Origin of the sequence: Enterococcus casseliflavus NBRC 100478 (genome assembly GCF_001544095.1) — a bacterium.
In the GTDB taxonomy this organism is placed as follows: Bacteria; Bacillota; Bacilli; order Lactobacillales; family Enterococcaceae; genus Enterococcus_D; species Enterococcus_D casseliflavus.
In genome coordinates, this window is the sequence record NZ_BCPT01000001.1 from 79,979 (window position 1) to 99,368 (window position 19,390).

Annotated in this window: 16 protein-coding genes; 5 read left to right on the forward strand and 11 right to left on the reverse strand. The window is 43.0% G+C overall.

Annotation, left to right across the window (positions count from 1 at the left end; translation table 11 throughout):
* Nucleotides 1-113 precede the first annotated feature (113 nt).
* Nucleotides 114-1,049 (forward strand): ABC transporter ATP-binding protein, encoded by a 936-nt coding sequence (locus ECA1_RS00390; RefSeq protein WP_005228500.1) that lies wholly within the window; start codon nucleotides 114-116, stop codon nucleotides 1,047-1,049.
* Nucleotides 1,042-1,812: an ABC transporter permease gene (locus ECA1_RS00395; protein ID WP_005228499.1), complete on the forward strand. Its 771-nt coding sequence runs from the start codon at nucleotides 1,042-1,044 to the stop codon at nucleotides 1,810-1,812. The genes ECA1_RS00390 and ECA1_RS00395 overlap by 8 nt, the downstream gene beginning before the upstream one ends.
* A 53-nt stretch (nucleotides 1,813-1,865) precedes the next feature.
* On the opposite strand, the gene ECA1_RS00400 is transcribed toward ECA1_RS00395, so the two are convergent.
* Nucleotides 1,866-3,695: a glucose PTS transporter subunit IIA gene (locus ECA1_RS00400; RefSeq protein ID WP_010749902.1), complete on the reverse strand. Its 1,830-nt coding sequence runs from the start codon at nucleotides 3,693-3,695 to the stop codon at nucleotides 1,866-1,868.
* Nucleotides 3,696-3,985: 290 nt separating this feature from the next.
* Between ECA1_RS00400 and ECA1_RS00405 the strand changes: the two genes are divergently transcribed.
* Nucleotides 3,986-5,185, forward strand: coding sequence for an enolase C-terminal domain-like protein (locus ECA1_RS00405; RefSeq protein WP_005234111.1), 1,200 nt, complete (start codon nucleotides 3,986-3,988; stop codon nucleotides 5,183-5,185).
* Between the two features lie 94 nt (nucleotides 5,186-5,279).
* Here ECA1_RS00405 and ECA1_RS00410 read toward each other — a convergent pair whose 3' ends face one another.
* The 7 genes from ECA1_RS00410 to ECA1_RS00440 form a co-directional block, all read right to left on the reverse strand.
* Nucleotides 5,280-5,987, reverse strand: a complete 708-nt coding sequence (locus tag ECA1_RS00410; protein ID WP_060791412.1) for a GntR family transcriptional regulator — start codon at nucleotides 5,985-5,987, stop codon at nucleotides 5,280-5,282.
* Nucleotides 5,984-6,310 (reverse strand): MGMT family protein, encoded by a 327-nt coding sequence (locus ECA1_RS00415; RefSeq protein ID WP_008380664.1) that lies wholly within the window; start codon nucleotides 6,308-6,310, stop codon nucleotides 5,984-5,986. The genes ECA1_RS00410 and ECA1_RS00415 overlap by 4 nt, the downstream gene beginning before the upstream one ends.
* A 139-nt stretch (nucleotides 6,311-6,449) precedes the next feature.
* Nucleotides 6,450-7,838 carry a glucuronate isomerase gene (uxaC, locus tag ECA1_RS00420; protein ID WP_060791413.1) on the reverse strand — a complete coding sequence of 463 codons (1,389 nt, stop codon included), beginning with the start codon at nucleotides 7,836-7,838 and terminating at the stop codon, nucleotides 6,450-6,452.
* A gap of 16 nt (nucleotides 7,839-7,854) precedes the next feature.
* On the reverse strand, nucleotides 7,855-8,931 hold the full coding sequence (uxuA, locus tag ECA1_RS00425; protein ID WP_010749907.1) for a mannonate dehydratase: 1,077 nt from the start codon (nucleotides 8,929-8,931) through the stop codon (nucleotides 7,855-7,857).
* A gap of 3 nt (nucleotides 8,932-8,934) precedes the next feature.
* The gene (locus ECA1_RS00430; protein ID WP_060791414.1) at nucleotides 8,935-10,533 is read right to left on the reverse strand and encodes a mannitol dehydrogenase family protein; all 1,599 of its coding nucleotides are present in this window, start codon (nucleotides 10,531-10,533) and stop codon (nucleotides 8,935-8,937) included.
* Between the two features lie 270 nt (nucleotides 10,534-10,803).
* Nucleotides 10,804-11,640 (reverse strand): YitT family protein, encoded by an 837-nt coding sequence (locus ECA1_RS00435; protein WP_005234105.1) that lies wholly within the window; start codon nucleotides 11,638-11,640, stop codon nucleotides 10,804-10,806.
* Nucleotides 11,641-11,698: 58 nt separating this feature from the next.
* Nucleotides 11,699-12,619 (reverse strand): cation efflux transmembrane domain-containing protein, encoded by a 921-nt coding sequence (locus ECA1_RS00440; protein ID WP_060791415.1) that lies wholly within the window; start codon nucleotides 12,617-12,619, stop codon nucleotides 11,699-11,701.
* A 322-nt stretch (nucleotides 12,620-12,941) separates the two neighbouring features.
* On the opposite strand from ECA1_RS00440, the gene ECA1_RS00445 reads away from it, so the two are divergent.
* Complete coding sequence (locus ECA1_RS00445; RefSeq protein ID WP_172462582.1) at nucleotides 12,942-13,733, forward strand: L-threonylcarbamoyladenylate synthase; 792 nt, start codon at nucleotides 12,942-12,944, stop codon at nucleotides 13,731-13,733.
* Nucleotides 13,734-14,015: 282 nt separating this feature from the next.
* Here ECA1_RS00445 and uidA read toward each other — a convergent pair whose 3' ends face one another.
* Both uidA and ECA1_RS00455 read right to left on the reverse strand, forming a co-directional pair.
* Complete coding sequence (gene uidA, locus ECA1_RS00450; RefSeq protein ID WP_060791417.1) at nucleotides 14,016-15,776, reverse strand: beta-glucuronidase; 1,761 nt, start codon at nucleotides 15,774-15,776, stop codon at nucleotides 14,016-14,018.
* Nucleotides 15,777-15,781: 5 nt separating this feature from the next.
* Nucleotides 15,782-17,068: a PTS sugar transporter subunit IIC gene (locus ECA1_RS00455; protein ID WP_060791418.1), complete on the reverse strand. Its 1,287-nt coding sequence runs from the start codon at nucleotides 17,066-17,068 to the stop codon at nucleotides 15,782-15,784.
* 180 nt (nucleotides 17,069-17,248) lie between these two features.
* Between ECA1_RS00455 and ECA1_RS00460 the strand changes: the two genes are divergently transcribed.
* Nucleotides 17,249-17,911, forward strand: coding sequence for a GntR family transcriptional regulator (locus ECA1_RS00460; protein WP_060791419.1), 663 nt, complete (start codon nucleotides 17,249-17,251; stop codon nucleotides 17,909-17,911).
* Nucleotides 17,912-18,604: 693 nt separating this feature from the next.
* Here ECA1_RS00460 and nfsA read toward each other — a convergent pair.
* Entirely contained in the window at nucleotides 18,605-19,345 is a 741-nt protein-coding gene (nfsA, locus tag ECA1_RS00465; RefSeq protein ID WP_060791420.1) for an oxygen-insensitive NADPH nitroreductase, read from the reverse strand.
* Between the last annotated feature and the right edge of the window lie 45 nt (nucleotides 19,346-19,390).

Below are 19,390 nucleotides of genomic sequence, written 5' to 3' on the forward strand. Positions count from 1 at the left end.
CATCGATTAGCAACAATTGTTATCTAATCAAATGAAAAAAATCAAATCATGCGGTTCTTCTTGAAAAAAAATGATAGAATAAACCATCATACATAGAAGGAGTTCAAACAAACATGACCTATGCACTAGAACTAACCGATTTACGCAAAGTCTATGCTACCGGCGTTGAAGCGTTGCGGGGCATAAATTTGACGGTGGAAGAAGGCGACTTTTATGCCTTGTTAGGCCCAAACGGCGCTGGAAAGTCCACCACCATCGGCATTATCACCTCTCTTGTCAATAAATCTTCGGGAAGCGTCAAAGTCTTCGGCTACGATTTAGACAAAGAATTGGTCCAAGTCAAACAACAGATTGGTCTGGTTCCCCAAGAATTCAATTTCAATCCCTTTGAAACGGTCCAGCAGATCGTTGTCAATCAAGCTGGGTATTATGGTGTCCCTCGCAACGAAGCCATCAAGCGCAGCGAAAAATACTTGAAGCAGTCGAATTTGTGGGAAAAACGCAATGTTCGTGCGCGGATGCTGTCGGGCGGGATGAAACGCCGTTTGATGATTGCTCGTGCCCTGATGCATGAACCACGGCTATTGATTTTGGATGAACCGACGGCAGGTGTCGATATCGAATTACGGCGGGAAATGTGGAGCTTTTTGCGGGAATTGAACCAAAAGGGCACAACGATCATTTTGACGACCCATTATTTAGAAGAGGCGGAAATGCTTTGCCGCAACATCGGGATCATCCAATCTGGTGAACTGATCGAAAACACCAGCATGAAGTCCTTATTGGCAAAACTGCAATTTGAAACCTTTCTTTTTGATATCGCACCGATCAAGCAAGCACCAACGATCACTGGGTATCCGATCCAAATGGAAGATGAACAGACCATCGCTGTTGAAGTCGCTCGAGATCAAGGCGTCAACGATCTTTTTGCCCAATTCAGTCAGCAAGGGATCAATGTCCTCTCCATGCGCAACAAATCCAATCGCTTGGAAGAACTATTTTTGAAAATCACCGAAGAATCACACGAAGCGGAGGAAAACCATGTTTAGTCTTTATTTTACAGCCTTAAAAAGTTTAGCGGTCAAAGAGACCAACCGCTATTTACGGATTTGGGTGCAGACCCTCGTCCCACCCGTCATCACTACTTCCTTATACTTTATTATCTTTGGGAAAATGATCGGCAGCCGCATCGGCGAAATGGGCGGCTTTTCTTATATGGAATTTATCGTTCCTGGGCTGATCATGATGTCGACGATCACTAGTTCTTACTCTAACGTGTCATCTTCCTTCTTTTCACAGAAGTTTCAAAAAAACATTGAGGAACTCTTAGTGGCGCCGGTCCCTACCCACGTCATCATTTGGGGCTTTGTCTTTGGCGGACTTGGCCGTAGTATCTTGGTGGGCACATTGGTGACCATCATTTCCCTTTTCTTCGTCCCATTACATGTTTATTCTTGGGTCATCGTTGTCTTAACCCTTGTCATGACCGCCATCTTATTTTCATTAGCAGGGTTGCTAAATGGGATCTTCGCCCAATCCTTTGACGATGTTTCCATCGTGCCAACCTTTGTTTTACAACCATTGACCTATCTTGGAGGCGTCTTTTACTCCATCAGCATGCTACCGCCAATTTGGCAAACGATCTCCAAAGTCAACCCGATCGTGTATATGATCTCTGGTTTCCGTTACGGATTTTTGGGCACCATCGATGTCCCGATTTTCCTCTCCATCGGTATTTTGGTCTTGTTCATTGTCGTCTTATACAGCGTATGCTGGTACTTGATCCAAAAAGGCCGCGGGCTGCGTAGTTAATTGCAAAGAAAAAAAGATGAACTTCGTTAACGAAGCTCATCTTTTTTCTTTTATTAGGCATTCAAAACGACTTTTTCCAGTAATGCACCGGCTTGGTGTCTGCCTTCTAAATCAGTACTTCCAGAAAATTGTTGCACGCGATCCATGTTGGTGATCAAAACGATCACCATGGTTTCTTTGCCTTGCTGCTTGATAAACGGCAGATCCATTTGTGCCAGTTTGGTTTGCGGAGTTACTTGCTCCCCAGCTTTGACAAAGACTTCAAAGCCTTGACCGCCAAGGGAAACTGTATCGATCCCCATGTGCACAAGAACTTCAACGCCGTTTTGGGTTTTGATCCCGACGGCATGTTTTGAAGGGAACACAGTGGTGACTTCGCCACTGACTGGTGCAAAGATTTGGCCATCTTGTGACTCGATGGCATAGCCTTCTCCCATCATTTTCGTTGAAAAAACTTCATCTGGTACATCTTCTAATGGGACGTATTCACCATGGGTCACGGCATGCAGATCCACTTCGTTGGTGTAACGATCGCCTTCTGCTGCTTGATTTGGTACCAAGAACCAGCTCATGGCAAAAGATAAGCCGATCGCCAAGATGATCCCTAGAACGGCGTAGATAAAGTATTCCCCGATATAGGCTGGCAAACTAAAAATACTTGAAAGAATGTACCCATAAATACGAACACCGAAGAAACTGATGAAGGCAGAAGCCACAGAACTACCAACTGTTGCTGCGATAAAGGCTTTTTTATACTTCGACAAAATCCCGAATAACGCAGGTTCTGTGATCCCTAACAAGCCTGAAACCGCCGACGATAGAATGATCGATTTTTCTTCTTTGGTTTTGACTTTGAAATAAATAGCTGCTGTTGCGCCGGTGATTGCCATATTTGCCATAAACATCATTGGCATCAGCATATCATATCCTTGATTGGCAAAGTTTTGCAAAGCGATCGGGGTCATGGCATGATGCAGTCCCGTGAAGATTGCGATTGGTCGAATCGCCCCTACCACGATTCCTGCTAAGACAGGCGAGATAGTGAATAATCCAGCCACGCCAGCAGCCAATAAGTTTCCTAGATGGATACTGATTGGGCCAATGACCGTTAATGTCAAGATACCAGCGACAAACAACGAAATCGTCGGTGTAAACACGGTACGCAGCACTTGTGGTAAGAGTTTATCGACCCAACGGTAAATATAACTGAGCGCCAGCACGGCAAAGATAATGGGAATCACTGTCCCTGCATAGTTAAAGACGGGTACTGGCAATACGCCGAACAAACGAAAGGCGGAAATGCTCCCTTCGGCTACCGCATTGGTCATCGTTGGAAATTGCAGCGTTGCCGCGATTGCGATCGCTAAATATTGATTGGTTTTAAAAATCCGAGCGGCAGAAGCAGCAACAAAAAATGGCAAGAATGTGAATACGCCGCTCGCAATCATGTCGATCACTAAATAGGTATCTGTTTGATTAGAGATGACATTCAATGCCACCAATCCAGCCATCAATCCTTTGATCATTCCTGCGCCAGCGATAGCTGGAACGATCGGACCAAAAACGCCAGAAACGGTATCCATAAATAAGGAAACGGCTCCTTTTTTCTCTGATGTTTCCCCTTGGTTCGCTTCATCAAGTCCTAATTCTTTTGCTAAAGGTGCATAATAATCAGCAACATCCGTTCCTATCACTACTTGCAGCTGATTGCTTTGATATTTTGTTCCTACGACTTTGGGTGTTTTTTCTAACGCCGCATAGTCGACTTTTTTCTCATCCTTTAAATCAAAACGCAAGCGAGTCATACAGTGCCATGCATTGTTGATATTGTCTGATCCGCCAACATCTTTAATGATCTGTTTTACGATGTCTTCTTTGGTCATCTTTTTTTCCCCCTGTTGTTTGCTAACGGTCCTGATCCTTTTGACGGGCGCCCTTTCAGGTGTTTCCGTTTTCACACACATAGTAGCATGCTCACACAGACTTGTAAAACCAGTCCTTTTTTGATAAAACCAGAATAAAAACGCTATATATCAACGTTTTATTATAAAATAGGCGAAAATTGGACTGGTTTTATGGTGTATATCCAGTTTTTATTAGACCAAATTGACAGCGGTTGCCAAGCATGTTTCAATGGCTATAGCAACTAGAGACAAAAATTGGAGTGAATGAAATGACACCAACAATCATCACCGACGTCAAAGCCTTTGCGATCAAACCTGATCGTCATAACCTTGTTGTCGTTAAAGTAGAAACGAACAAAGGCGTATCTGGGTTAGGTTGTGCAACCTTCCAGTTTCGCCCACTAGCCGTAAAAACCGTCGTTGACGAGTATTTACGCCCCCTCTTACTTGGCCGCGATGCCAATCAAATCGAAGATCTTTGGCAAGTGATGAATGTCAATTCTTACTGGCGGAATGGTCCGATCACCAACAATGCCATCTCAGGAGTCGACATGGCTTTATGGGACATCAAGGGACAATTAGCCGATATGCCATTGTATCAACTGTTAGGTGGAAAAGCGCGTACGGCGATTCCCGCCTATACCCATGCCGTGGCAGATAATCTCGAAGACCTTTATCAAGAAATCGATCGCTTCTTGGCTGAGGGGTATCGCTATATCCGTTGCCAATTAGGCTTTTATGGTGGAAATCCTAGCCAACTGCAAACACCCGATCAGCCCATCGCTGGTTCCTATTTTGATCAAACAGACTACATGGACACAACACTGAAAATGTTTGCTGCGATCCAAGAACGATACGGCAATCAATTTCAAATGCTGCATGACGTGCATGAACGGCTACATCCAAACCAAGCGATTCAATTTGCAAAAGCCGCTGAGCCTTTCAATCTCTTTTTCCTAGAAGATATTTTGCCGCCGGATCAAAACAAGTGGTTGCAGCAACTCCGCAGCCAGTCGGCGACCCCGATCGCGACCGGCGAATTGTTCAATAATCCGATGGAATGGCAAGAGCTAGTCAAAAATCAACAGATTGACTTTATGCGTGCCCATGTCTCACAAATCGGTGGGATCACGCCAGCATTGAAATTGGCTCACTTCTGCGATGCGATGGGCATTCGGATCGCTTGGCATACGCCGTCTGATATCAGCCCTGTCGGCTTAGCCGTCAACACCCATCTAAATATCCATCTCCACAATGCCGCGATCCAAGAAACGATTGCGATCCCAGCAAATACCCAGTCGGTCTTTGGTGGTAGTCCACAACCTGAAAACGGCTATTTTTATCCCATCGAGAAAAGTGGGATCGGAATCACGTTCGATGAAGCAGCAGCTGCGGAATTTCCCGTGGTTTACCGTCCTCACGAATGGACCCAGAGCCGTACACCAGACGGCACTTTGATCACTCCTTAAACACAACAAAAGACATCCCCTGTCCAATCGACAGGGGATGTCTTTCTTCTCTCTGGGTAAAGACGACGCAACTGGCACCTTTGCTTTCCCAAAATCAATCGATGCGTGAGCGATGGATCTCACGGTCAAAGGGACGGATGTAGGTCACGGCATAATCAATGGCAACGATATTGCTGAACTCATACACGCGGCCGTCTTCTAAAATCGCCCGATTGCTGATCTGCATTGCCGGTGTTCCCCGCTTGCACAATAAAATACCCGATTGCGCGGTCGATGTGGTGATGGGGGTATAGCTTGTGATGTAGTGGGAAATGCGGTATCCGCAGCTTTCGACATAGCGTTGGATCGAGTGCTCCACGATTTCTTGTGTCAATTCAGGAAATAGGCTGACGGGCAATTTAGAGGTTTCCAGCTGTTCGATTTTATAATTGACGATCCGCACTCGTTTAAAGGTCCAGACTTCCTCGTCTGGGCCTATTTGGAAAATCTGCTGTTCATCCAACGTTGCTGCCGCCTTATTCAAGGAAATCATTTTGGAATGGATGCGGTCATAAGGGGTGCGGGTCAAGGAATTAAAGATCATTGGGTTTTTGACCCATTTTTCATGGATAAAAATCCCTGAACCTTGTACTACTTTGACGATCCCGATCTCTTCAAGGTTTTTGATTGCTTGCTGGATCGTAAACCGAGAAACGCCATAGGTTTGCGCAAGGGTTCTTTGGTTGGGTAATTTGCCGGCAGAAAATTCTTCCTGATAGATTTTACTCAACAGATCTTGCACGATAAATTCACGTTTTTTCATAATGGCTCCTTCATTTGAGCGGGAGCGATCTCGCTCATGGACCAACTGCAAGCCTTCATATCGATACGACCACTGGCTTTGAAGACCACCCCTTCATCGACGAGTGCTGCTTTTCGCACATTGGCGGTGGGACCAACTAAGACGCCATCTGCCCGCACGACTCGATGGGCAGGGACATCCTGAGGGCTCAAGCGCATCGCTCGACCGACTGCTCGCGCGCCGTTGATTTGTCCCAATTTCCACGCAATCTGACTATAGGAGACGACTTTACCAAAAGGGATCTGCCGCGCCAGCGCATAGACTTCTTCATAGAATGGATTCATACTGTTCGCTCCTTCTTTGATTCTTTCTATCATAGTACTGGATTCCCTGCCAATAGTAAATGAACAGACGCAACTTTAGCAATAGCCATACAAACACTCGATTCCTTCTCTAGCAAGCCAAGTACGAATCGAGTAGTCATTAGTTTGGAAAATCAAAGTAGGTTTTCGCATTGTGATAAGAGATATCTGCGACTATCTGCCCTAAATATATTTCATCTGCTGGCAGTTGTCCGTCTTCTACCCATTCACTGATCACCTGACACAAAATCCGCCGGAAATACTCGTGGCGTGGATAAGACAAAAAGCTGCGAGAATCCGTCAGCATGCCGACGAAGTTTCCAAGAATCCCGCCTTCTGCTAGGGTCGTCAACTGATATCGCATACCAGAATACGTATCATTGAACCACCAAGCAGAGCCTAATTGCAGCTTGCCTTTGCTCTCTTCTTGGAACGCCCCCATCAGCGCAGTCAACACTGGATAATCTTTGGGGTTCAGTGAATACAAAATCGTCTTCGGCAATAAGCTTTCCGCCTGAAGCTGCGCCAATGTCCGACTTAAGCCGCTCGCTAGACGATCGTCCCCCATCGCATCACCGCCGCTATCAGGTCCTAGTTGTTGGAAAAGTTTTTGACTGTTGTTGCGAGTCGCCATCAGATGCAATTGCGCGGTCCATCCTTGCTTCGCGTATTCGCGCATCAAGTCAATCAGCAAGCCGGTTTGAAACTGTCTGATTTCTTCATTAGTCAGTGTCCCAGTGGTCAAACGCTTCTGAAAAATCGCTTCAAGTGCAGCGGTATCGTAGGCTTCCTCTCCAAGACGTGATAGACTGTGATCTGCTAAACGACAGCCCCGTTGCTGGAAGTAAAAAATACGTACGGCCAATGCTTCAACCAGCGTTTGATAGCTAGTGATTTCTTTGTTCGCAGCTGCAGCCAATTGCTTAAGGTATGCTGGAAATTCTGAATTCTGCAGATTGATTGCTTTGTCAGGACGAAAGGTAGGATACACAGCAAAGGATTCTTCTGCCAGCTTTTGATGATACGTCAACGAATCAATGGGATCATCCGTCGTACAGATCACCTCAACGGCCATCTTTTTGATCAGCCCTCGTGGTGAAAATTCCTTCGTCTGCAACTGTTGATTGGCTTTTTCCCAAATGCTTGCTGCATTGGCTAGTGTCAACCGCTCATCAATACCAAAGATTCGCTTCAATTCCAAATTGGTCCAGACATATAATGGATTGCCAATGCAAGCCTCCAAGGTCTGCGCCCAAGCACAGAATTTTTCGTAGTCATCAGCATCGCCAGTGATCAAAGATTCTGCAACACCATTGGCTCGCATTAAGCGCCATTTGTAATGGTCCCCCGCCAGCCACGCTTGGGTCAGATTGGTGAAGTTTTGGTCTTCGAAAATCTCTTTCGGATCTAAATGACAATGGTAATCAATGATCGGCTGCTTTTTTGCATACCCATGGTATAACTCTTTGGCAAAGCTGTTTTTCAAAATAAAATCGTCAGTTAAAAACATTTCTTCGCTCCTTTTCTTAACGCCCCACGCTCTTGTCGATGGCTTCCCACAACCCTAATAAGTAGGAAGCGCCGATCGCCCGATCATATAAGCCATAGCCTGGACGTCCCGTTTCTCCCCAGATCATTCGCCCATGATCTGGTCGAATATAGCCGTCAAAGCCATTTTTGTACATCGCTTCTAGGATCTGATACATGTCTAACGAGCCTTCAGAGGAGAGATGCGGTGCTTCATAAAAGTCTTTGTCATTGCCCAAGTATTGAATGTTACGAACATGGGCAAAAGGAATTCGATCCCGGCGACAAAACTCAGCCAAAATCTCATAGACATTATTGGCTGGGTCTTCGGCGATACTGCCAGTACAAAGTGTGATACCATTTGACGGACTGTCGACCACGTTACAGACCCAATCCAGATCATCACGGTTTTTAACGATACGCGGCAGACCAAAAATCGAATAGGGAGGATCATCTGGATGAACAGCCATCTTGATGCCGACCTCTTCGCAGGTGGGAATGATGGCTTTTAGGAAATAAGCAAAGTTTTCTCTTAATTTGTCATCATCGACATCCTTATACGCAGCAAACAATTCTTTGACATGAGCCAAACGTTCTGGTTCCCAGCCTGGCAAGGTATAGCCAGAGCTTGACTCCTCAACTTCTTTGACGATCTCTTCTGGGTCTTTGTCGATCCCTGCTTTTTCAAATGCCATCGTAGAAGAACCATCGGCTAAGCGATAATCGAGATCCGTTTTGATCCAATCAAAAATCGGCATAAAATTATAGCAGATCACTTCGATCCCGTATGCTGCCAAATTACGAATCGTTTCTTTGTAGTTTTCGATATACAGGTCTCTCGAAGGCAAGCCAATCTTGATGTCATCATGAATATTGACACTTTCGATCACCTTCAGAGAAAGTCCAGCTGCTTCGACTTCTTCCACGAGCGCCTTGATCCGTTCTTTGGGCCAAACTGCTCCAGCAGGCAAATCAAAGAGTGTACCGACGATGCCTTTCATCCCAGGAATTTGACGGATATCTGCTAACTTGATTTTATCGTATTCTTTTCCATACCAACGAAATGTCATTTCCATTTTTTATTCGATCCCTTCTACTGTTTCATGTAATGTTTTACGGACTGCGCCGGTTCCTGCTAGCATCTTAGCGAACAAATGACCCACGTTTTCAGCGATTCTTGCTTGATAGAGATCCAACCCGAAAATCTGCGGATTTGCTAAGATTGGTCGAATGATCTCTTGAACATCGGCGGCTGACCCCAACTGACATTCATGTAAAATCTCTTGCAATTCTGCTAAGAGGGGATCAGGACTTGGGACAAATGGATGGCCTTCATCATCGATCGCTAAGAGATAGCGCAACCAGCCAGCAATCGCTAAAGGAATAAAAGTCAGCTCAGAAGCCGAGCCTTCTTTCTCCACATACTTTTTGATGGTTTCACCAAAACGGATGGCGATTTTCTGTGAGGTGTCTGCGGCGATGCGCTGTGGGGTGTCAGGAATCAGCGGATTCGGTAAACGAAGACCGACCACCTCATCGATAAATTTCTTTGGCTGAATGATCTCAGGATCTTCCACTACCGGCAAGCCTTCACGATAGCCGATTCCTTTGATCAAAGCGACAATATCTGGATCGGTCATTTCCGCAGCAATGGATGTATAGCCGAGTAAACAGCCGAACAAACTCATTGCCGTATGCAGTGGATTCAAACAAGTTGTGACTTTCATACTATCGGTTTTGTCTACGATCTCTCGACTCGTCAAGATCACCCCTGCTTTGTCTAAATTCGGGCGACCGTTCGGGAAATCATCTTCAATCACCAAGTAATGAGTCGCCTCTGTGTTAGCAAACGGAGCGATCGTCGTTCCTTTATCGGTCCGGATGACTGGCAACTGCTGAATGCCAGCTGCTGCTAATTCTTCTGCAACTGCTGTTGAAGGATTTGGCGTAATCCGATCGATCATTGACCACGGAAACGTCACTTGCGCGTTGTTTTCTAAGTATCGGACAAACGCTTCTGAAACATGCCCCAGCTTTTGCCACTCTTTTGCGATGGTGACCATCGCCGTTTGGAAACGGAGCCCATTTTGCGAAAAATTATCGGTGGAGACCATAGCAATCGGAAGAGCCCCTGATTGAAAACGATCCCATAAAAAGCTAGCCAAAATGCTCATTGTATGGTTGACCTGATGAGGACCCGCAGCGAGATCCGCTTGGACGACAGGCAAAAAATTCCCCTGACTGTCTTTTAAGCCATAGCCTTTTTCTGTGATTGTTACGGTGACCAGCTGCACAGAAGGATCGCTAAACAACTGACGTACCTTTTGATAACTATCGGTGCAAGATGGATGACAATAATAACTGGCAGCTGTCGATTGCAAAAGTTTTTTCGTTAATTGACCATCCTCATGCATGATCACTTCTAGAATATCATTCTCATAAGGTGTATATACTTGATCGATTATCTGTTCATCAAATGTTTCGCAGACAACGATGCCGCTCGATAATTCGTTCTGATCAATCAAGGATTGAGCGATTTCTGCATGAAACGCTCGGTATAAATTTCCTCCGCCAAAATGAAGCCATCTCGGCTGTATTGCTGTTTGAGCATCAATCGCTGCTTTTTTTTCAGCAGGAAAAATGACGTGCGCCTTTTTCAAGACATTGTGATCAAACATGAATATCCTCCTTAAATTACACAAACTGATATATTAGCATTCTAATCTACGCAAAAGAAAAATGCAAGCATTTTCAAGAGAGAAACCTGCAATTTTTTTGTTCGCAAGAATGATTCTTCCCTGCGAACAAAGGCTAGTATTTTCTCTAGACTGTTCCATTTCTGGTTTGACCTTACTGCGTTAAATGAACAAGACAAAAAAACACAGTGAAGTGGCGTTCACTTCGCTGTGTTTTTTATTAGGCATAGCAGAATTTGACTGTGTTTCGCATCACTCAATGGGATGATAACTAAAACCTTGCCCCAGTACTTCTGAGACATTATTGACGATCACAAACGCTTTGGGGTCAATGGTCTCAATGATTTGTCTGATCTGCATAAACTCTTGGTCGCTGGCCACGATCAGCAGCACTTGCTTGTCGGCTTGCTGGTAACCGCCTTGGGCAGCCAACAGGGTCGCACCCCGAGCTGTTTTATCAAAGACCGCTTCTCGAATCTCATTCACGTGGTTTTCACTTAAGATCATGATAGATTTCTTTCGGTTAAAGCCGGTTTCAATGTAGGTCATCACACCAGAGGTGATCACGATCGATAAGATCGCAAACAAGAACTCTTCAAACCCGAAAACGAACAAGTTCATGGAAACAACGATCGCATCGGTCGCCAGCAAGCCGATCGCTGGATTCAAATTAAAGTATTTCTTGAAAATCAGCGGTGGAATCGTTGTGCCGCCGCTGGAAGACTGATTTTTGTACAAAATCGCTACTCCTAAAGCAAAAATCGCACTGCCAAAAATCACGGAAAGCAACCGGTCTTCAGCCACCATATATTCTGGGACTAAAGCAATTGCTACTGGAAAAGCAAAACTACCATAGAGGACTTTCAAAAAAGGCCCCTTCCCTAAAAAGGCATAGGCAAGAATAAGCATGAGAATATTCAAGACCATGATCACAGCCGCTCGATCCCAACCGAGTGCTGACTCTAATAAAATACCGATTCCGCTGACACCGCCAGCTGCCACATGATGCGGGCCCAAAAATAAATTGATGCTTGCCGCTAACAAGAAAAGTGCTGCGGTGATTTTTCCATAGGTTTTCAGAATTGTCATTTGTTTCCTCTTTTCCCTGTTATTTTCACGGTTTATTCAAGCTGCTTTGCAGCCATTCTTACTCCTCACTATACGCCCATTTGATGTCACCGACAAAATTTATGTTTAGCCAGAGGGAATAATCGGAAATCTGTTGGCTGATTGCCTGATTCAATCGTTCTCGCAAGGGATCTTGCTGACCTACTGTATCGAGAGGAGTTGCAGGTAAAATCACTACATCTAATTCCACAATGACTTGATTACCGACTTTGGCGGTACGTAACACAAAGTCCACCACTTCTTCTGCGCGCAATTCTTTTTCAACGATCGTCATGATGGTCTCCCGCAGTTCTTCTTTTGGAGTAGAAGAAGTCAATTCTAAAATCGCTGCTTTCAACTCTTTTATCGAAAGCTGGATAAAGAACAAGGTGATCCCGATGGAGATGATTGGGTCGACATACATCGCAAAATCCCCATAGGGACTGGCTTGGATCAGCCAGGACACAAGAAATGAACCGACGACACCCAGACTAAAGAAAAAGCCGAAACGCCATTGTTCTAGTTCCACCCAATAAAAGGGATGGGTCAGTGGTTTCTTTTTTAAGTACAAGTAAAAAGTGAAACAGTAGATCGTACCAACCAGCGAGAAATACAAACCGATTGGATCAATCATGCCATCACTGACGTGTAATAAACTAAAAGCAGACTCAATGATCCCATAAATCGAGATCAGCAGGATGATACTATATTGAATAAATACCACTAATGGCATCAATGCCTCTTTACCGAATGGGAAACGTTCAAAATCTTGGGCTTGGATATATTTTGCCACGTACAAAGCAATCAGTGACATCACTGCACCAATCAATGTATAGACCCCATCTAACAAGAGGACGTTATAACTGACCAGCAACCCAAAAAGCAAGGCACCGCCACCATAGATACTCCCAGCGACAATCGATGCCAACAAAAGCTTGCGTATTTTTTTCTTTTCACTCATGATATTCCTCATCTTTCACAAAAAAACTATTCTTTTGATTGCGTTCTTCTATCTATAAGCCTATCTTCCCATATAAATAACATGAAAAACAGTCAATTTTTTCATACAAAGCGGAAAAAAATAGTGTTGCTGTCAATCATTCACTCTATTCTCTAATGACGTATATACGGTTTTCCTCTTCCTCTCTTTTTACATTCTGGTGTAAATCCCCTTGACTACACAGATTGATTCCCTTATCATCAAGGGTAACCATATTCAATCAGAATTTTCAGAATATTCCGTTATATTTTTCATGACGGCGATTCATTGGAAGACAGGGAGGATGAAGAGAGTGAAAGAAACAAAACAAGTCCCATGGACAGGAGAACCAAATCAACGTGCGATCAACTATTTGAATGAAGAAAGCAAAGTGATCGTTTGCCCAACCAAAGTCGGCTATATCATTGCCGTCTCTGATAAAAAAGGGCTGGAACGCAAGTTTTCAGCAAAGAATCGCAAGCGTAACAAACCAGGCGTCGTTCTTTGCAGCTCATTGGAACAGCTACATGAATTAGCCGAATTAAATGCGGAAACCGCCGCCGTTTACGAAACTTGCTGGAACAATGACGTGTTATTCGGTGCGATTTTGCCTTGGAAAGAATCAGGAAAAGCCTATATCCCAAACGATGGTTCAGAAGAATTGATGACGGACGTTCGGGGAACCAGCTGTTTTGTGATCAAATTCGGTGTCCCTGGTGAGCAGATTTCAAAAGAACTTTGGGATCAGAAAAAGAAATTGCTTTTCGCCAGCTCAGCGAACCCTTCAGGCAAAGGAAACCGCGGACTTGTTGAAGGGATCGGCGAACAAATCGCGCAAGAAGCCGATCTAATCATTGAAGGCAACGACTATGTTGCATCGATCCAACCAGACAAAACGCTGGAAACCCGCTATGAGCAAGGAGTCATGGTTTCTTTCGTTGATAAAGACGGCAACTTGATTCCTGAGCAAGGAGACCAACGCTCCATCACACCCGCACCTGTCTTGATCCGTAAAGGACTCGATGTTGAAAAAATCCAAATGTACCTTTCTGATCACTTCAACTCATGGGACTATCGCCACGGGGAGTACTATTAAGTCTTTTTGTAATAGACAAACGCTTGTTGATCCTCTATTCTAAATCAGTACAGCTATATTTCGTCAGATTCAACAGCAGTTGGAAACTGCCATCGAAACAAACGAAAGAGAGTGAAGACCGCCTTGCGGGTCTTCACTCTCTTTTTTTCAGCAATTTCATTGATTCTTTCGCTTGATTTTTCGAACCTCCAGCAACCATACGTTTAAGAAATCGGACATCGTTTAGTCTATCTGCTGTATAGATTGCTGTTTGAGTCATCCGTTGGGTAAAGGTATGTTTTCTTATCGTGCTTCCCAGCGTTTTTTGATTTCAAAGGCAATCGATTTTGGTCTGCGGTCGCGAGTAAATATCCCCTTCTTATTGCCATCGATCCGACGAATATTCGCAGCTGTTGCAAAATCAGCAAAATTCCATAAGTGTTCCCCAACAACGTAATCTAAAGCATCCAGCACTTCAAAATTGGCTTTGTAAAAATCAATTTGGAATTCTTCTGAATAAGGTGTCCGATAGAGTGAATGCAAGCCTGAAATCGTGTCCGCTCCGAATTCAGAAAACATGATCGGTTTATCAGGGTACTTTTCGTGCCACTTTTCAATTTCTTGTCGAAGCCCTATCATTGCAGAGTCAAGATCCCCGTGCTCTATATACCAGCCATAATAGCGATTCAAACAAAGAATATCAACGAGTTCTGCTGCTTGATCTAAATCTGGCGATGCATTGACGATGTTTGGTATCACAATAGGCCGTTTTTGATGGTCTAATGCTTTAGCCAATTCAACCAACGGTTTAAAATATGCTCCGGCACCTTCTTGATGACTAGCTGGTTCATTCGCGATCGCCCATACAACCACACATGCATGGTTCTTATCACGTTCAATCAACTCTTGAATCACCTTGTGATGGTTCTCATGTGTTCTCAGCGTCTCCCAAGTATTTTTCTTGTTATTGTTCAAATTGACATCTACGTGAAAATTAGTAAACAGTCCCACACCAGGAACCTCGTCAATAACAACGATTCCTTCACGATCAGCAAGCCGCATTTCTTCTTCTGAATAAGGATAGTGCGATGTTCGAAAAGAATTCGCACCCAGCCATTTCATAAGGTTTTTATCCAGATTCGCAACGGCGCCGTTGTACCCCTTACCTAATACAGGGAAATCTTCGTGTTTGCCAAAACCTTTAAAATAAAACTCTTTATCATTGATATAGACTTTATTCTGTTTTATTTGAATCGTTCGAACACCGAATTCTTCAGTATAGGTATCGATCAAAAGTTCTTTATCAAAGAGCGATACCTCCAATCGATAAAGATAAGCATCCAGTGGTTGCCAGAGTCGAGTTTCAGAGATTACTAACGGTTGTTCAACATCACTGCTTTGGGCGATCAACTGATTGTCTTCATCCCAAATTTTCAGCTTGATGGTATCATAGTTCCCAGTAATAGACACTTCTGGCCGAACCGTTGTTACCCCACCGTGATACTCATAATGGATCACGATATCATCAATATATGTTTTTTTCGTTGTGTATAGTTTCACAGGACGATGGATACCACAATAATTGTAAAAATCAAAACGAGGTGTTACCGATGGTCGGCCATTTTTTTCTTGATAAAATCCACATGGCAGTGTACTTTCATCCAAGATATTTGAAACACACACTTTTAAATCGTTTTTCCCAGCATGAACCAAAGAATCAATGTCTATTTCAAAGGGAGTAAATCCGCCAATATGGTGAGCTGCTTTTATTCCATTGATATAAACAACTGCTTCATGAGTCACGGAGGCAAAGCGCAACACTTTTCTTTCATCCATTAGAGAAATTGGGATCATCATTTCTGTTTCATACCAGAAGTTTCCAACATGTTTCCTAATTGTTTCATCAATTACTTGGTCATCAATAGACCCTGGTACCGCGATCAAGAAAGGATCTTTCAAAGGTTTCGCTGGATCAATTGCTTCATTCTGTTTTTCAACTTGAACACGCCAGATGCCGCTTAAATCGATCAGCGAACGTGTTTCATTCATCACGGGATACAACATTTTATTTACCTGCTTTCTGCATGTTTTTGTTCCTCTAAGTATGCATCTTTATCGATCAATTTGAACCATGGATACCAAAGGATCGGCGACAAAATCAACTGCAAAAGAAGCTGCAGAATAATGATCGATACACTACCGCCAATACTAGCATGAAACCCTACTGGCAATCCAAAGATCGCTTGTGCACCAATCGTTCGTTCGATGAATCCAATACTGGTTAAGAAGTACGCGATTCCTAAACAAATCGAATTATTGAAAATAAAAGGTACAGCCATTTTAAAGTTTAGAACTAATGGAGTTCCAAAAATTACCGGTTCAGTGATACCAAATAATGCAGGGATGATCGAAATTTTTCCCATCTCTTTATAGCGTTGGCTTTTGCTTACAAACAGCATCAGCAAGACCAGTCCCAATGCCGATCCTCCCCAGCAAACGATATTGATAAATGCATGAGTAACAATATTCGGCAATGGCTGCCCTGCTTCATAGGCAGTCAGATTCTCAACATTCAAAGCCATCCAGATCGGTGTGACGATTGGTCCAATAACATTCGTTCCATGAATACCCAAGAACCACAAAAATTGTTGAAAAGCAATAATCAGTATGACCGCCCAGATAGAACTTCCGACTCCTTGCAACGGCGTTTGAACGATCGTAAAAATCAGCTGATGCAGATTGCCAAAGGAAGTAAGACTAAACAAGTACGCGACAAAACCGGAAAGTGTACCCAATAAAATAGTTGGGATCAGTGCTTCGAATGAACGCGATACCATGGGTGGGACACTCGCAGGCATTTTGATTGTCCACTTCCGTTCCTTAATAAATACATAGCCTCGACCAACTAAAAGGCCAATTATTATTGCAGAAAACATACCGCTCGTTCCAATCCAAGTAAGTGGAATCGTAGTGATATTAGCCTCGTCGACGGTATAACTGCCTAATGGTGTAAAGATCAAGAAGCTCATGATAGCAATCAATCCGACAGTTGTACCATCTTCTCCCAAGTTAAATTTGGCCGTCAAATTTTTTGCTATCAAAAAGACAAGATAAATTGAAATTGCCCCAATCGTCAAATTGTTGATTGCGCCAAAAAACACATCAAGTCCGATAGTGACAAAAAATTCCGCAACACTTGGTATTGGGAATGCACGAAAAATAACTGCAAATGAACCAAAAATCATAATACCGATCAGTGCCATCATTGCATCAGAAATCGATTTTATATACTTATTATTACTGAATTTCGTGACCCCTGCCAAGACCCCATCAAAAGTAGCCATTATTTTTTCCATCTGTTTCTCCTTCTCTCTATAATATAAACTTCTTCCTTTGCTATTAATTAAAATGTGCACTTGTTAACTAATATATTAGAATATTAGCATGCGCTTTCAAAGGTTGCAATAGTTTTTTTTATCTTTATTAGTTATACTGAAAAGACAAACTAATATATTAATAAAAATAGGAGACGCCAAATGACTATAGCAAGCTATAAAGACGAAGCTTATCACATCATTAAAGAAAAGATTATTCGATTGGAATTATTGCCTGGGGAAAAAATCTCAAGAAAACAATTTGTGTCTATGCTGGATATCGGTGATACTCCCGTTAGAGAGGCCATTCTTCAACTGAAAAGAGAAGGGTTGTTAGTCATAAGACCTCAAAGCGGAACATTTATCTCCAAAATCAATATGCAGCAAGTTCGGGAAGCAAAATTTGTAAGAGAAAAATTAGAATCTGCTATTGTTGTTGAAGCTATTGGGATTATTGATGATGCACAAATTGAGTCCCTTCGGCAAATCGTCGAAATGCAAGAGATTTACCTAAAAAACGGCAACTCGGAAAAATTCTTTGAATTGGACGAAGAGTTTCACCAATTTTTTTACCTGGTGACCGATAAAACACATGTTTATACTTGGTTGCTGGATTTAAATGTTCATTTGAATCGCTACCGCCATTTGACCTTAAAAGTAAAAGACTTTGACTGGATGAACATCCTGCAGCAGCATTGGGATATTTATGAAGCGCTGAAAGCCAAAGATGCAGACCTTATCGCAAATTTAGTTTCTCGTCATTTAGACCTCGTTGATGAAAATTATGAAGCTGTTTATGGTGAGTTTCATGAGTACTTTGATTAATTCTACGCATTTAAATCCGCAGAAATTGGATTGCTTATATGAATGGATAAAACATAATCCGCTGTTTGTCCCTAACTGCATTGATAAAGAACAAAGAATAAAAGACCCGTTCGGAAACTTTCCAACTGGTCTTTTATTCTTCTGGAATGACATGATTTATTACGTTCAATTATTCAAAAACGTTTAGGTATCATTTAGCAACGAATAATCGTCCTTGCTGTTTTGAGTAGACATAAAATGGCTAAGCACACTCTCAAAAAAAATTCATGACTTCTACCTATTGCTTAGTAAAAGTGTCTGCTACTTAATTAGGATTCAGTTTATTTCGATTTGAGTTGGGCTCACAAGATTTTGGTGAGAAAGATGTGCAACCTCCATAAAAATATTCGCGGTCTTCTAAGAATTCGTGGCTATCTTCCTTACTTCGAGTCAACGTGAGCCAATTTATTGTCAACTGTGTGTGGGCTTTCTTTCTCTTTTTACTGTGTTTATGGTTTGCAGGGATTGTCAAACATTTATTTTCTTCCTTTCTCGGCTTCATGATTTTTTACTATGAATTTCCTATTTTCACCTCGAATGAATTAAGTCACATCAATTTAAATCGCTGCAAAAAAAGTGATCATGCGCTCAGCATCATCACTTTCCTGTTTTCCTAGTTCGAAAATAGAGCGGTGTAACAAGCCACAAAAAGCCTTATCGTTTGCTCAATCCTCTTTGATTTAAATACTCTTTCATAAATAGTCGAGGCAAGCGGGAAAAGCTGCCTATTGCTGTAGTAGACCAGGAGCGGTCCGCATTGGTTTTTGTCCGCTTCGCATAATAGCACTTTGTTTCATCATCATAGGCATGAATGATGTCTTCTTTATTACGAGAATATGTATTTTCATGATAAATTCCTTCAAATGGTATCCGTGGTTTTTTTTCATTTGTTTCAATAGGGTGACCTACAGCGATTCCAAATACAGGATAGACATAATCAGGTAAATCTAGTAGCTCAGTAATTTCGATGATTGCATCTCGCACCCCGCCGATATAGCAAATACCTAACCCCATTGATTCCGCAGCTATCGCCAAATTTTGGGCTGCCAGAGAAGCATCAACAGCACCCACTATTGAGGCATCAATTCCTGACAACGTTTCTGTCAAATCGATTCCTTTTGCCTCTGCCATCTTTTTTATGCGATACAAATCAGCACAAAAAACAAAAAAGTGCCCTCCCTCTGCAATAAAAGGCTGATTTCCAGCGACTGCAGCAATCTCTTTCATCAGACGTGGATCTTCAACACCGATGATTGAATAAGATTGTTGATAGCTTGCGGTCGAAGCTGCTTGAGCCGCTGCAACGAGTGTCTTGATTTCTTCCTGTGTAAGTTTTTGCTCACTAAACTTGCGAACTGATACATGATTAAGAATCGTGCTTACTGTTTCGTTCATAATACCCTTCTTTCTCGAATAGATACATTTTCTCTCGACCTATTC

Excerpts from the sequence above, each read along its gene's own strand:
- ECA1_RS00390 (WP_005228500.1), top strand. The coding sequence starts at position 114 with ATGACCTATGCACTAGAACTAACCGATTTACGCAAAGTCTATGCTACC.
- ECA1_RS00395 (WP_005228499.1), top strand. The coding sequence starts at position 1,042 with ATGTTTAGTCTTTATTTTACAGCCTTAAAAAGTTTAGCGGTCAAAGAG.
- ECA1_RS00400 (WP_010749902.1), bottom strand. The coding sequence starts at position 3,695 with ATGACCAAAGAAGACATCGTAAAACAGATCATTAAAGATGTTGGCGGA.
- ECA1_RS00405 (WP_005234111.1), top strand. The coding sequence starts at position 3,986 with ATGACACCAACAATCATCACCGACGTCAAAGCCTTTGCGATCAAACCT.
- ECA1_RS00410 (WP_060791412.1), bottom strand. The coding sequence starts at position 5,987 with ATGAAAAAACGTGAATTTATCGTGCAAGATCTGTTGAGTAAAATCTAT.
- ECA1_RS00415 (WP_008380664.1), bottom strand. The coding sequence starts at position 6,310 with ATGAATCCATTCTATGAAGAAGTCTATGCGCTGGCGCGGCAGATCCCT.
- uxaC (WP_060791413.1), bottom strand. The coding sequence starts at position 7,838 with ATGTTTTTAACTGACGATTTTATTTTGAAAAACAGCTTTGCCAAAGAG.
- uxuA (WP_010749907.1), bottom strand. The coding sequence starts at position 8,931 with ATGGAAATGACATTTCGTTGGTATGGAAAAGAATACGATAAAATCAAG.
- ECA1_RS00430 (WP_060791414.1), bottom strand. The coding sequence starts at position 10,533 with ATGTTTGATCACAATGTCTTGAAAAAGGCGCACGTCATTTTTCCTGCT.
- ECA1_RS00435 (WP_005234105.1), bottom strand. The coding sequence starts at position 11,640 with ATGACAATTCTGAAAACCTATGGAAAAATCACCGCAGCACTTTTCTTG.
- ECA1_RS00440 (WP_060791415.1), bottom strand. The coding sequence starts at position 12,619 with ATGAGTGAAAAGAAAAAAATACGCAAGCTTTTGTTGGCATCGATTGTC.
- ECA1_RS00445 (WP_172462582.1), top strand. The coding sequence starts at position 12,942 with ATGAAGAGAGTGAAAGAAACAAAACAAGTCCCATGGACAGGAGAACCA.
- uidA (WP_060791417.1), bottom strand. The coding sequence starts at position 15,776 with ATGTTGTATCCCGTGATGAATGAAACACGTTCGCTGATCGATTTAAGC.
- ECA1_RS00455 (WP_060791418.1), bottom strand. The coding sequence starts at position 17,068 with ATGGAAAAAATAATGGCTACTTTTGATGGGGTCTTGGCAGGGGTCACG.
- ECA1_RS00460 (WP_060791419.1), top strand. The coding sequence starts at position 17,249 with ATGACTATAGCAAGCTATAAAGACGAAGCTTATCACATCATTAAAGAA.
- nfsA (WP_060791420.1), bottom strand. The coding sequence starts at position 19,345 with ATGAACGAAACAGTAAGCACGATTCTTAATCATGTATCAGTTCGCAAG.